General features: G+C 69.1%; 11 protein-coding genes and 1 riboswitch. Of the genes, 8 read left to right on the plus strand and 3 right to left on the minus strand.

Annotation, left to right across the window (positions count from 1 at the left end; all coding sequences use genetic code 11):
• The first annotated feature begins 258 nt into the window (after positions 1-258).
• Positions 259-738, plus strand: coding sequence for a metallopeptidase family protein (locus tag FOH10_RS03590; RefSeq protein ID WP_221937922.1), 480 nt, complete (start codon positions 259-261; stop codon positions 736-738).
• Between the two features lie 596 nt (positions 739-1334).
• On the opposite strand, the gene FOH10_RS03595 is transcribed toward FOH10_RS03590, so the two are convergent.
• Positions 1335-1601, minus strand: a complete 267-nt coding sequence (locus tag FOH10_RS03595; protein ID WP_169335033.1) for a WhiB family transcriptional regulator — start codon at positions 1599-1601, stop codon at positions 1335-1337.
• 584 nt (positions 1602-2185) lie between these two features.
• Here FOH10_RS03595 and cofD point away from each other — a divergent pair.
• Genes cofD through FOH10_RS03610 form a run of 3 tightly spaced genes read left to right on the plus strand, consistent with a single transcriptional unit; the run spans position 2186 to position 5044 of the window.
• Entirely contained in the window at positions 2186-3145 is a 960-nt protein-coding gene (cofD, locus tag FOH10_RS03600; RefSeq protein ID WP_029931567.1) for a 2-phospho-L-lactate transferase, read from the plus strand.
• A complete protein-coding gene (locus FOH10_RS03605; protein ID WP_143979616.1) occupies positions 3142-4497 on the plus strand; it encodes a coenzyme F420-0:L-glutamate ligase in 1356 nt (451 codons plus the stop codon). Before cofD ends, FOH10_RS03605 begins: the two co-directional genes overlap by 4 nt.
• 28 nt (positions 4498-4525) lie before the next feature.
• Positions 4526-5044, plus strand: coding sequence for an NUDIX hydrolase (locus tag FOH10_RS03610; protein ID WP_143979617.1), 519 nt, complete (start codon positions 4526-4528; stop codon positions 5042-5044).
• 151 nt (positions 5045-5195) lie between these two features.
• Here the strand turns inward: FOH10_RS03610 and FOH10_RS03615 are convergent, their stop codons facing one another.
• A complete protein-coding gene (locus FOH10_RS03615; protein WP_143979618.1) occupies positions 5196-5924 on the minus strand; it encodes a hypothetical protein in 729 nt (242 codons plus the stop codon).
• Between the two features lie 93 nt (positions 5925-6017).
• Positions 6018-6185, plus strand: a riboswitch (FMN riboswitch).
• 79 nt (positions 6186-6264) lie between these two features.
• On the opposite strand from FOH10_RS03615, the gene FOH10_RS03620 reads away from it, so the two are divergent.
• Positions 6265-6705, plus strand: coding sequence for a 6,7-dimethyl-8-ribityllumazine synthase (locus FOH10_RS03620; protein ID WP_143979619.1), 441 nt, complete (start codon positions 6265-6267; stop codon positions 6703-6705).
• Between the two features lie 141 nt (positions 6706-6846).
• On the opposite strand, the gene FOH10_RS03625 is transcribed toward FOH10_RS03620, so the two are convergent.
• The gene (locus FOH10_RS03625; protein ID WP_143979620.1) at positions 6847-8223 is read right to left on the minus strand and encodes a cation:dicarboxylate symporter family transporter; all 1377 of its coding nucleotides are present in this window, start codon (positions 8221-8223) and stop codon (positions 6847-6849) included.
• A gap of 120 nt (positions 8224-8343) precedes the next feature.
• Here FOH10_RS03625 and FOH10_RS03630 point away from each other — a divergent pair, with 120 nt between their 5' ends.
• The 3 genes from FOH10_RS03630 to FOH10_RS03640 all read left to right on the plus strand — a co-directional run bounded on the left by FOH10_RS03630 (position 8344) and on the right by FOH10_RS03640 (position 12280).
• Complete coding sequence (locus FOH10_RS03630; RefSeq protein ID WP_244961575.1) at positions 8344-9900, plus strand: sensor histidine kinase; 1557 nt, start codon at positions 8344-8346, stop codon at positions 9898-9900.
• Positions 9901-10086: 186 nt separating this feature from the next.
• Entirely contained in the window at positions 10087-10779 is a 693-nt protein-coding gene (locus tag FOH10_RS03635; protein ID WP_029931573.1) for a response regulator, read from the plus strand.
• 343 nt (positions 10780-11122) lie between these two features.
• Positions 11123-12280 (plus strand): alkane 1-monooxygenase, encoded by a 1158-nt coding sequence (locus FOH10_RS03640; protein WP_115061594.1) that lies wholly within the window; start codon positions 11123-11125, stop codon positions 12278-12280.
• Positions 12281-12400 lie beyond the last annotated feature (120 nt).

A 12400-nucleotide genomic window follows, 5' to 3' on the forward strand; every position in this document is an offset into this window, starting at 1 on the left:
TCTCACTACGGCGCGTCCCCCGCATACAGGGCCTTTCCTGCCAGCGATTCCACCCGCGCACCCGTTGCGGTGCGTTGTGTCCTCATCGGTGCCACGGCTGGCTCTACGTGCACTCTCCGATTCGCGGCGCGTCCCGGTTCTGGACTGACCGGAGCGGAGGAGCGAAGCGGGGGAGCGGAGGGAGGGAAGAACCGGGACTTCCAGCGCCGCGAATCCGCCGGAGCGAAGCGGAGGCAATAGACACAGTAGATTCATCGTATGACCCGTTCACGTAAGAGGCGACCGCCCACCGCGCGGTCGGTGATCCGCCGCGGGCGGGGTGTGCGCGGGCCGATGTTGCCGCCGACCGTTCCGGCTTGGCGCACTCGCGGCCAGCAGTTCGACCGTCTCGTGCTGGAGGCGTTCGCGCCCCTCGACGGCCGCTGGCACGACCGTCTCACGAAGTTCGATATCGCGGTCGACGACGTCCCGAAAATCCGTCCGCTGCATCCGGATTCGGTCACCTGGCCGGATGAGGTGGTGGCCGACGGCCCGGTGCCGCTGTCCCGGTTGATCCCCGCGGGCGTGGACCGCCACGGTGTAGCCACCCGCGCCCGCGTGGTGCTGTTCCGCAAACCCCTGGAGTTGCGCGCCAGCGACCCCGACGACCTGGTGGATCTGCTACGCGAGGTGCTGGTCCAGCAGATCGCCACCTATCTGGGCGTGGACCCGGACGTCATCGACCCGGCCCCGGAGTAGTCCGGGGTTCCCATCGCACAGACCCGGCCGCGGCGTGTCCGAGGTTCCCGCCGCCCTCGGGGGGCGTCGGCGCTCGCCGCGGCGGATGCCACCGGCCGACGAGGCATCTCCACGCGTCCCGCCCGCCCGGCGTTCGCGCCGCGCTGACGGTCACCGGTGCGGTGTGGCCCCGGTGCCGTGGGGCGCGCTGCGAGACGGTGCCGTGGGGCGCGCTGCGAGACGACGCCGTGTTGTGAAGCCGCGCTGTGCCGCACACCGGCTCCGCGCTGGAGTAAATCCGGTCGTGTCCGTGCGGGGGTGCCGTGTGGGTGTGCCGCTGGGGAGGGTTGGTCACCAGCAGTGCCGTGCGGGCTGGGGAGCCGAGTGGGTGTGCCGCTCGGGATGATTGGTTACCCGTATGCCGCGGCGGGCTCGGGGGCCGCGCGGATCGTGTTGGGGTGCTGGGATCTTGGAGTGCTGGGGAGTGGCCCGCCCTCATCGGATCTCGTCGCGGTGGTCGCGACGGGACCGGGGGCCTACTCGTCCCGCTGTGCTACCTCGCCACCTCGGCGGCGGGGTGGAAACTCAGGTGATGCAACGGGTTCCGCTGCGGTACCTCAGATGATGCCGCGCTTGAGGCGGCGGCGTTCCCGTTCGGAGAGCCCGCCCCAGATGCCGAAGCGCTCATCGTGGGCGAGGGCGTACTCGAGGCATTCGTCGCGGACCTCGCAGCCGGAGCAGATGCGCTTGGCCTCGCGGGTGGAACCACCCTTCTCCGGGAAGAACGCCTCGGGATCGGTTTGGGCGCAGAGAGCCCGCTCCTGCCACTGTTCGGCGTCCATCTCCCGGCTCGAACGCGCGACGGCGTCGAGCATGTCGTCCATTCCGGTGACGATCAGGCTGAGCCGTGGCGCTTCCGGTTGGATCTGCGTACGGGCCCACTGTCCCCCGTGGTGCCGTGTCGTCATGTCACCCCCCTCGTATCCGATTCGGTTGTCGGCGCAGAAGTCTGGTGCTGCGCCTGCTGTGGAATCGGTTTGCGATACACCGCCCGGAATGCCTGACGGGGCCAGCTCATCGGCCATCGCTCCGCCTCCTCACTGTGTGTTAGCGCAGAATGATTAATCCGTCGACAGCCGTTCCCACCGACGGCCCAACACCGCGACGTTGTCCCGCGGACATCCCCGAGCTAGCGCCATCCCGGTGCGAACATCTGTTCGAAAATCCGTCCGCGCCTTGCTCTCTCGCGCGAACCCGGAATGACATGCCTGTGATTAGACACGCCGGGCGTGGCGGTGGTCAAGCCGCCGAAGCTATTCCGTTACCATCCACGACCCCTTTACCCGAACCGGAGCGACTCAAACCAGCAAATGACCGGCAAATATGGCGTGCGGCGGGTTCGCGCGGCGACCGCATAGGCTGTGCGGATGTGACTGGAGAACAAGCGGAGAGCGCGCCCGGCGCCGGCCTGCGGATCGCGGTCCTGGTCGGTGGCGTCGGCGGCGCGCGGTTCCTGCAGGGCGTGCGTGAGCTGCTGCCCGGCGCGGACGTGACGGCCATCGTCAATGTCGGCGACGACGTCTGGATGCACGGTCTGCGCATCTGCCCTGACCTGGACACCTGCATGTACACCCTGGGTGGCGGCATCGACCCGGAGCGCGGCTGGGGGCACGCGAACGAGACCTGGAACGCCAAGGAGGAGCTCGCGAAATATCAGGCTCAGCCCGATTGGTTCGGGTTGGGGGATCGCGATATCGCCACCCATCTCATCCGCAGTGAAATGCTGCGCCAGGGATACCCGCTCTCGGCGGTCACCGAGGCCCTCTGCAATCGCTGGCAACCCGGCGTGACGCTGCTCCCGGCAACCGACGACAGGTGTGAAACGCACGTAGTAATCGATGACCCGGAGAACGCTGGCGAACGCCGCGCGATCCATTTCCAGGAGTGGTGGGTTCGCTACCGCGCCAACGTAGAGACCCATGGATTCGTGACTATTGGGGCGGATGTGGCGAAACCAGCTCCGGGTGTGACGGAAATCATAGAATCCGCGGATGCGGTGCTGCTGGCCCCCTCCAACCCCGTCGTGAGCATCGGCGCCATCCTGTCCGTGCCGGGTATACGCGGCGCGCTGCGCACCACCACCGCCAAGGTAGTCGGTATCGCGCCGGTGATCGGTGGAAAACCGTTGCGCGGCATGGCCGATGCCTGCCTGTCGGTGATCGGCGTCTCGTCCGACGCCGAAGCCGTCGGCAACCACTACGGCGCGCGCTCGGCCACCGGCATCCTGGACGGTTGGCTGGTGCACAGCACCGATACCGCCGCGGTGCCGGGCGTCGAGGTGCGCAGCGTGCCGCTGCTCATGACCGATCCGGCCGCCACCGCCGAGATGGTGCGCGAGGCCCTGGACATCGCGGGAGTCAAGCCGTGAGCGCGGAGCCTGTGATCGACCACGCGGTGGGCGGCGCACTGCGCATCCTGCCCGTCCACGGCCTGCCCGAATTCCGCCCCGGCGACGACCTGGCCGATGCCCTCGCGGCCCGGGCGCCCTGGTTGGCGGACGGGGACATCCTGGTGGTCACCAGCAAGATCATCGCCAAGGTCGAGGGCCGTATCGTGGCGGCCCCGGCCGATCCGGAGGCGCGCGACGCCGCGCGCCGGGAACTGGTGGCGCGGGAGGCGGTGCGGGTGCTGGCGCGCAAGGGCCGCACCCTGATCACCGAGAACAAGCTCGGCATCGTGCAGGCCGCCTCCGGGGTGGACGGCTCCAATGTCGAACAGGGCGAACTGGTGCTGCTCCCGGTCGATCCCGACGCCAGCGCCAAGGCGCTGCGCACCGCACTGGCCGACCGGCTCGGCGTGCGGGTCGCGGTGGTCGTCACCGACACCATGGGCCGCGCCTGGCGCAACGGCCAGACCGATACCGCCATCGGCTCGTCGGGCCTGCGGGTGCTGCACGACTACAACGGGGCGGTCGACGGGCAGGGCAATGAACTGCACGTCACCCAGGTCGCCGTCGCCGACGAACTGGCCGCCGCCGCCGATCTGGTGAAGGGCAAACTCGCCGGTGTGCCCGTGGCCGTGGTGCGCGGATTCGAATACGGCGACGACGGCTCCACCGCCGCGGATCTGCTGCGCCGCGGCGCGGAGGATCTGTTCTGGCTGGGCACCGCCGAGGCCATCGACCAGGGCCGCCGGGAGGCGCTGCTGCTGCGCCGCTCGGTGCGGCAGTTCGCCGACACCCCGGTACCGCCGGAGTTCGTCCGCGCCGCCGTCGCGGACGCCCTCACCGCACCGGCTCCCCACCACACCCGTCCGGTGCGCTTCGTCTGGGTGCGCGAGCGCGGGCTGCGCACGCGCCTATTGGAGGCCATGGCGGAGAAGTGGCGCGCCGACCTCGCCGCCGACGGCCTGAGCCCCGAACGCGTGGAGCGGCGGGTCGCCCGGGGCCGCATCCTCTTCGACGCCCCCGAGGTGATCATTCCGTTCTGTGTGCCCGACGGCGCGCACGACTATCCCGACGCCACTCGCCGCGCGGCCGAGTCCACCATGTTCACCGTGGCGGTCGGCGCGGCCGTCCAGGGCCTGCTGGTCGCCCTCGCCACCCGGGGCGTCGGCAGCTGCTGGATCGGCTCGACCATCTTCGCGCCGGAGCTCACCCGCGATGTGCTCGGCCTGAAGGACGACTGGAACCCCCTGGGGGCCATCGCCATCGGCTACCCGACGGAGGAATTGGCGCCCCGCGAACCCCGCGATCCCGACGTCGGTCTGGTGGAACTGTGAGCCGTCGATCACTGCCGGGGGTGCCCGCGTGAGCGCGGAATCACTGCACAAGTCGGCGGTCGAACTGCTCGAAACCTGGTCGCCGCCAACGGCATCCGACGCATCCCTGCGCGAGGCCATGTTGGCGTTCCTGGGCTCGGCCCCGCGCGGTTGCCTGCGCGAGCACGCACCGGGGCACATCACCGCCTCGGCGGTGGTGTTCTCCCACGACGGCGGTGAGGTGTTGCTCACCCTGCATCCGAAGGTGGGCCGCTGGATTCAGCTGGGCGGCCACTGCGAGGAGGCCGACGATACGGTGTCGGCGGCCGCCTTCCGGGAGGCCACCGAGGAATCCGGCATCCCGGACCTGGTCCTGGAACCCGGCCTCTACGGTGCGCAGGCCCACCCCATCACCTGTTCGCTCGGCGTCCCCACCCGCCACCTGGATCTGCTCTTCCGCATCCGCGCCCCCGAGGGCGCCGTCCCGGTGCGCAGCGCGGAATCCACGGACCTGCGCTGGTGGCCGGTCGACGCCCTGCCCGACGACGCGGACGTCCTGCTGCGCTGACCGCGCCGCCCGGCGCACCCGGGCACCGCGGGTCCCGGTGCCGCCGTGCGCGGGCACCACACACGTGAATGGTCCGGACCTTGGGCGCGGGAAGGTTCGCGACCGCGGACCGAGGCCGGGACTTTCGGTCGGACGGCGGTCCGGGCCGGGGTCAGGTGTCGTAGTCGTTGATCGGATGCGGGAAGTCGTCCATGGTGACTTTGACGATGGCGAAGGGCTCGACCGCGGTGGAGGAGCGGAGTTCGGGGGTGCGTGGCCCGTTGAGTGGATCTGGCCAATCCTGTGGGGCTTGCAGGTCGATCAGCTGGAAGTGTCGACGGTCCATGACGTGGACGTGGCCGGTGTATCCGCTCATGTCCTCGGTGGCGGCGCCTTTGGCTCGATAGATGACATTGCCGTCGGCGTCCGTGCCGTATCCGTATCGGGTGCGGCCTTTGAACAGAGCCATGAACATGGGGATGTCGTAGCTGGCGTCGGCGCAGATGGCGGGTTCTCCGTCGGGGTAGCGGCGGCCGGTGCCGTCAGCCCAGCTCATCTGCCGGGGTTCGAGTCTATCGAGGGGGTCCGCGGTGCCGTGGAAGACGATGCGGTCGCCATAACGTGTGGCGAGGTCGTCGAGTGCTTGTCGCCCGCTGAGCAGCGCGGGACCGGTGGGGGCAGGCGTGGGGACTGCGCTGACCGGGGTGGTGGGTGTGGGGGTGCTGAATTCGCTCGAGGGTCGTGAGCGTTGATCGACGCCGCTGAGGATCTCTCCGACTTTGCGCGTGTAGTCGGCTGCGCCGGAGGTGTGGTCGTGGAGTTTGCCGCAGAGTTGGTGGAAGGCACTGGCGAGTCGCCCCGCGACGAAGTTCATTTCGGGACCGGCGCTGGAAATCCGCATGGCGTATTTGGCCTCCTGCGTTGCTGAGCGGCGCTCCCACCCACCGAGTACTCCGGTTCCCGGGGGTCCGCACCCGTGTTATGTTCGGCGAGTACACGTTCTCAGGGCGGGGTGGAAGTCCCCACCGGCGGAAATGGCGTCCGGACCGATCCGGTGCGCACGAGCCCGCGAGCGCCGCACGGTCCACGGACCGGGCGGGTCCAGCAGATTCCGGTGTGATTCCGGAGCCGACGGTCACAGTCCGGATGGAAGAGAACGCGGCGCATCAGCCTTCCCGTCGAACGCGGGTGGGCCTGTTCGCGTCGCCTTGCCCTGGGTGACAGCGAACAGGAGGAAACTCATGTCACCCACTCGTATCGCCCTCGTCGCCGCGCGCTGGCATGCCGACATCGTCGACCGGGCCGTCGAGGCCGCTCGCATCGCACTGGCCGACCACGGCTTCACCGAGGTCGACGTGATCGAGGTGCCCGGCGCGTTCGAAATCCCGCTGCGGGTCCGGCGTTTGGCCGCCAGCGGCGAGTACGCCGGAATCGCCGGTGTGGCGCTCGTGGTGGACGGCGGCATCTACCGGCACGACTTCGTGGCCGCCACCGTCGTGGACGCGCTCATGCGGGTGCAGCTGGAGACCGATGTGCCGGTGTTCTCGGCCGTACTCACCCCGCATCACTTCCACGAGCACGCCGAGCACCTGGAGTATTTCGCGCGCCACTTCACGGTCAAGGGAACGGAATTGGCGAATGCCATCGCGGCCACGGTGAACGTGCCCGCCGCGGCGTCCTGACCCGGAAGACGCGGACGTCCCCGCACCGCTGCCGCGCCCGCTGTGGGCTGCGGGGGCATGGGGTGCGGGGACGTCGGCCGCCGATTCGCCAGGGGTGCGTCTCGGCGGCGACTGGTTTCGGCCCGGGAAGTGTTGGGCAGATCAGGCCGAAACCAGGGTCTTCTTCCCTTCCGCCTCGGGTGCGGGTGCCGGATGGTCGTCCACCATGGTGGTCTCGTCGAAGGGCAGCTTGCGGTCCAGCACGTCGCGCACCTGCCCGGCGTCGACGGTCCGGGTCCAGGTGCCGACCAGCACGGTGGCGACGGCATTGCCCGAGAAGTTGGTCAGCGCACGGGCTTCGGACATGAAGCGGTCGATGCCGACGATGATGCCGACCCCGTCCAGCAGGTCGGGTCGATGCGACTGGAGCCCACCCGCGAGCGTCGCCAAGCCCGCACCGGTCACCCCCGCCGCGCCCTTCGACGCCACGATCATGAACAGCAGCAGTCCCAGCTGTTCGCTCCACGCCAGCGGCTGGCCCATGGCGTCGGCGATGAACAGCGTCGCCATGGTCAGGTAGATGGCGGTGCCGTCCAGGTTGAACGAGTATCCGGTCGGCACCACCACGCCCACGGTGGTGCGCTCCACCCCGAGGTGCTCCATCTTGGCGATGAGCCGCGGCAGCGCGGACTCCGAGGAGGAGGTGGCCACGATCAGCAGGTACTCGCGCGCCAGGTACCGCACCAGTTTGAAGATCGACACCTTGGCCACGGCCCACATCAGCACGCCGAGCACCCCGAACACGAACACCACGCAGGTGAGGTAGAAGGCGATCATCAGCACCGCCAGCTGCTTGACCGCGTCGAGTCCGGTGCGGGCCACCACATTCGCGATGGCGCCGAACGCGCCGACCGGGGCCAGCCACAGGATCATGGTGAGAATCCGGAACACCAGCTTCTGCAGCAGCGCCACCCCGCGCAGCAGCGGTTCACCGGTCGGACCCATGGCCTGGATGGCGAAACCCACCAGCAGGGCCACGAACAGCGCCTGCAGCACACTGCCGGCGGTCAGCGACGACACCAGCGTGGTGGGCACGATGCCGGAGATGAAGTCCCAGGTGCCGCCGGCGCCGTGGGCGTCCTCGGCGTATTTGGCGGCGGCTCCGGCGTTCGCCGACAGGTCCAGGCCGGTGCCCGGCTGCAGCAGATTGCCGACCACCAGGCCGATGGCCAGCGCGGCCGTCGACATGAGCAGGAAGTAGGCGACGGCCATGCCGCCCACCTTGCCGACCCGTGCGGCCGCCCGCACCGAACCGATGCCGAGCACGATGGTGCAGAAGATGACCGGCGCGATCATCATCTTGATCAGGCTCACGAACAGGGCGCCCAGCTCACCCACCGATTTGCCGAAGCCGGGGGCCAGCCAGCCCACCAGGATGCCCGCCAGCACCGCCACGATGACCGCCGAGTACAGCCAGTGGGTGCGGTCGCGGCGGGGTCGCCGCCCGGTCGTCTCGCCGTGCACTGCGGTTTCGCTCATCGGGATGTCCTTCGCCGGTCGCTGCGTGAGCGCACTCACACACTTTTCGGTCAGAATGATGGGCCGCGGCAGTGATGCCGGTCACTGTTTCGTTCATTACGTTCACGGAAGGGCCACCGGGTGAAGCGACGAGTCCAGCGCCGTCGGCGCAGTCTGGCCGGTCAGGTGTTCGTGGTGCAGCTGGTGGTGTTGGCGCTGGTCATCGGTGCGGGCACGGCCCTGGGCGTCTGGCAGACGCGGCGGGAGCGCGACGAGGCGACGCGGCGTCAGGTGATCGATGTGGCCGTGACGCTGGCGCAGGCCCCGTCCACCCTGGCGGCGCTGCGCAGCCCCGACCCGCCCGCGCTGCTGCAACCGGTGACCGAACGGATTCGCACCAGCGTCGGCATGGATTTCATCGTGGTGATGGCCCCCGACCGCACCCGCTACACGCACACCGATCCGGGGCGGATCGGAAAACCGTTCAGCGGCACCATCGATCGAGCCCTGGCGGGGGAGACCTTCACCGAGACCTATGCCGGGAGCCTGGGGCCGTCCATGCGCGCGGTGACGCCGGTGCGCGACGGGGACGGCCGCATCGTGGCGCTGGTGTCGGCGGGTGTCACCCGAGCCCGGATCGGCGATCAGGTGGAGGATCGGCTACCCGGCATCCTCGGGATCGCGGCGGCGGGGCTGGTGCTGGCGACCATCGGCTCACTGTTGTTGCGGCGCAGGCTGCTTCGGCAGACCCACGGACTGGCCCCGGACGAACTGCGCGCCCTCTACGAGCACCACGAGGCCGTACTGCATTCGGTGCACGAGGGACTGCTCGTCTTCGATGCCGAGGGTGAGGACGCGGTGGTGGTGAACGACGAGGCGCGTCGGCTGCTCGGGTTGCCGGAGGGGTGGGTGCGTCGGGCGGATCTGCCGCAGTCGTTGCGGCAGTTGGGATCCGACGCCGTGCGCGACGAGATGCATGTGACGCCGGACCACGTGCTGGTGGTGAACCAGGATGTGGTGGAGCGCGACGGGCGGCGCATCGGCACCGTGGTCACCCTGCGCGACCACACCGAACTGCGGGATGTGCTGGGCGAACTCGATTCGGTACGCGGTTTCGCCGACGCCCTGCGCGCCCAGGCGCACGAGGCGGCCAACCGGCTGCACACCGTCATCACCATGGTCGAACTCGGCCACACCCGCCAGGCCGTCGACTTCGCCACCGCCGAACTGGAGTTGACCCAATCGCTCATCGACCGCATGACCGGCGCGGTGGCCGAACCGGCCGTGGTGGCGCTGCTGCTGGGCAAGGTCGAGCAGGCCGCCGAGTTCGGAATCGAACTCACCGTGAGCGGTGACACCGCGCTCGAGTCCACCGATCCGCTCACTCCGAACGAAATGGTCACGCTGCTGGGCAATCTCATCGACAACGCACTCGACGCCGTCGGGCGCGACGACGACGCGTGGGTGGAGGTCACCGTGCGCAATGATCCGGAGGGACTGTTCGTGCGGGTGGCCGACAGCGGCGCGGGGATGTCCGAGGAGGTGTTCACCCGCGCCACCGAACGCGGGTATTCGACCAAGACCGACCATCACGGGCTCGGGCTCGCCCTGGTGCGCCGGTTGGTGACGCGGCACGGCGGTGAGCTGCGCGCGGTGCGCACGCCGGAATCGGCTGTGGTCGTGAGGTTTCAGCGATGACGGGAAGCGCGGTAGCGCCGTGTGGGTGCGGTGGAACTCGGTGACGGGAAGGAACTCGGTGGGATGGATGTCGGTGGCGTGGATGTCGGTGGCGTGGATGTCGGTGGAATGGACGTCGGTGGTGGGTCGCGCGCGGGCGCCGCGGCGGCGCGCACGGCCGCGGTGGCGGATGGCGGGGTGCGCGCGATGATCAGGGTGCTCGTGGTGGAGGACGAACCCGCGATCGCCTCGGCGCACCGCTCGTATGTGGCGCGGGTGCCGGGTTTCGAGCCGGTGGCGGTGGCGCACAGCGGGCGCGCGGCGTTGGACGCGGTGGCCAAGGCCGCCCGCGCGGATGAGCCGATCGATCTGGTGCTCATGGATATCGGGCTGCCCGATATGAGCGGCCTGGAGGTGGCCGCGGTGCTGGCGCGGTCGCGGCGGCGACCCGATGTCATCGCCATCACCTCCGCGCGGGATCTCGAGGTGGTGCGGGCGGCGGTGGCGCACGGGGTGGTGCTGTATCTGCTGAAGCCGTTCACCTTCGCGGCCTTCCGCGACAAGCTGGAGCGCTACCTGGAGTTCCGGGCGGCGCTGCCCGACACCACCGACGCGGTGTCGCAGCAGGACATCGACCGGGCCTTCGGTGCGCTGCGCACCACCGATACCAGGGTCGGCACGCCCAAAGGTCTTGCGCCGCAGACCTTGCAGGAGATCACCCGGGTGCTGCGCGATGCCGACGCCGGGTTGACGGCCGGGGACGCGGGGCGGGCCATCGGGGTCTCGCGGGTCACCGCCTGGCGGTATCTGGAGCGGCTGGCCGATGACGGCGTGGTGCGGCGGCAAACCGACTATGGTCGCACCGGGCGTCCGCGCGTCCGCTATGTGTGGGGTCGGTGAGCGCGGCGAGCGAAAGTCGTTTCGCGCCTTCGCAGCTCCGCTGTGCCGGGCTGCGCTCACAACAATTTGGTATGAGAGGGTCGTACGGTTTGCTGCGTCCGGTGGATTACCGCAGTGCGGCTGCGAGTTCGCTCAGGGGGGTTACGCAGGTAGTGGAGTTCACTACGAGTTTGCCTGTGATGTGCGGTGATAGAAATCACATTGGCAGTTCTCCCGCAACCAACTGCCTGGCATGTAACCGTTGCCACCTTTGCTCGGCTGCGTGTGACGTAACGGCGGTAGGGTCTGTACATATCTACCTGCGAAGTTCCAAAGGTATCTAATTAGCGGGGCAAACGTGCAAATGGTTGGCAAACGTTCGGGTTCTCCCGATCCGAAACGCCACCTGTGGGTGTTGGGGTTGATTGCCCCGGGGTGTGCGTTGCTGCCCTCGCAGCTGGTGTTGCACACCGGCTCCGAGGTGTTCTGGTGGATCGGTCCGATCATCGTGCTCATCGTCATTCCGGTGCTGGACTGGGTCGTCGGAGAGGACGGCACCAATCCGCGCGACGAGGACTACGAGCTATTGTCCAACGACCGCTACTACCGCTGGTGCACCTACCTGTTCCTGCCCATCCAGCTCATCGGTCTGATCATCGCCTGCTATATGTGGGCCGGTGACGAACTGACGCTGACCGACAAACTGGGTTTGGCGGCCACACTCGGCTTCGTCAGCGGCATCGGCATCAATGCCGCGCACGAACTCGGGCATCGCGTCGAACACCTGGAGCGCTGGCTGTCCAAGATCGCGCTGGCGCAATCGGGCTACGGCCACTTCTTCGTGGAGCACAACCGTGGCCACCACGCTCGCGTGGCCACCCCCGACGATCCGGCCAGCGCGCGCATGGGCGAATCACTGTGGGGATTCCTGCCGCGCAGCATATTCGGCGGCTTCCGGTCCGCCATCACCCTGGAACGCGACCGGCTGCGCCGAAAGGGACACGGCTGGTGGAGTATCCACAACCACATCCTGCAGGCGTGGTCCATGACGCTCGTGCTGTTCGGCGGGCTGCTCCTCGCCTTCGGCTGGGCGGTGCTGCCCTACCTGCTGCTGCAAGCGGTGATCGGGGCCGGGCTGCTCGAGACGGTCAACTACGTCGAGCACTACGGCCTGCTGCGCCGCCGCCGCGCCAACGGCCACTGGGCCCGCTGCTCACCCCGGGACAGCTGGAACTCCGACCGCCTGGTCACGAACATCTTCCTGTTCCACCTCCAGCGGCACAGCGACCACCACGCCAACCCCGGCCGCCGCTACCAAACCCTGCGCAGCTCCGACGAGGCTCCGCAACTCCCGGCGGGCTACGCGACCATGATCGTCCTGGCCCTCATCCCCCCGCTGTGGCGACTCGTCATGGACCCGCGCCTGCTGGCCCACTACGGCGGCGACGTCAGCCAAGCCAACCTCCACCCCCGCAAACGCACCCGCCTACTGACCCGCTACGGGGTGACAACCGCGGCCTGACCGGCCCGCCGAGTCGGTCCGGTCGGCTGCCGCGCTCGGCTGCAACGCTCGGCTATTGCGTTGGGCCGCTGCGCTTGGGCAGTCTGCGCCAGGGGCGCAGGGTGGGCAAGCGCAGCACCC

This window comes from Nocardia otitidiscaviarum (genome assembly GCF_007362295.1).
GTDB lineage: Bacteria > Actinomycetota > Actinomycetes > Mycobacteriales > Mycobacteriaceae > Nocardia > Nocardia otitidiscaviarum.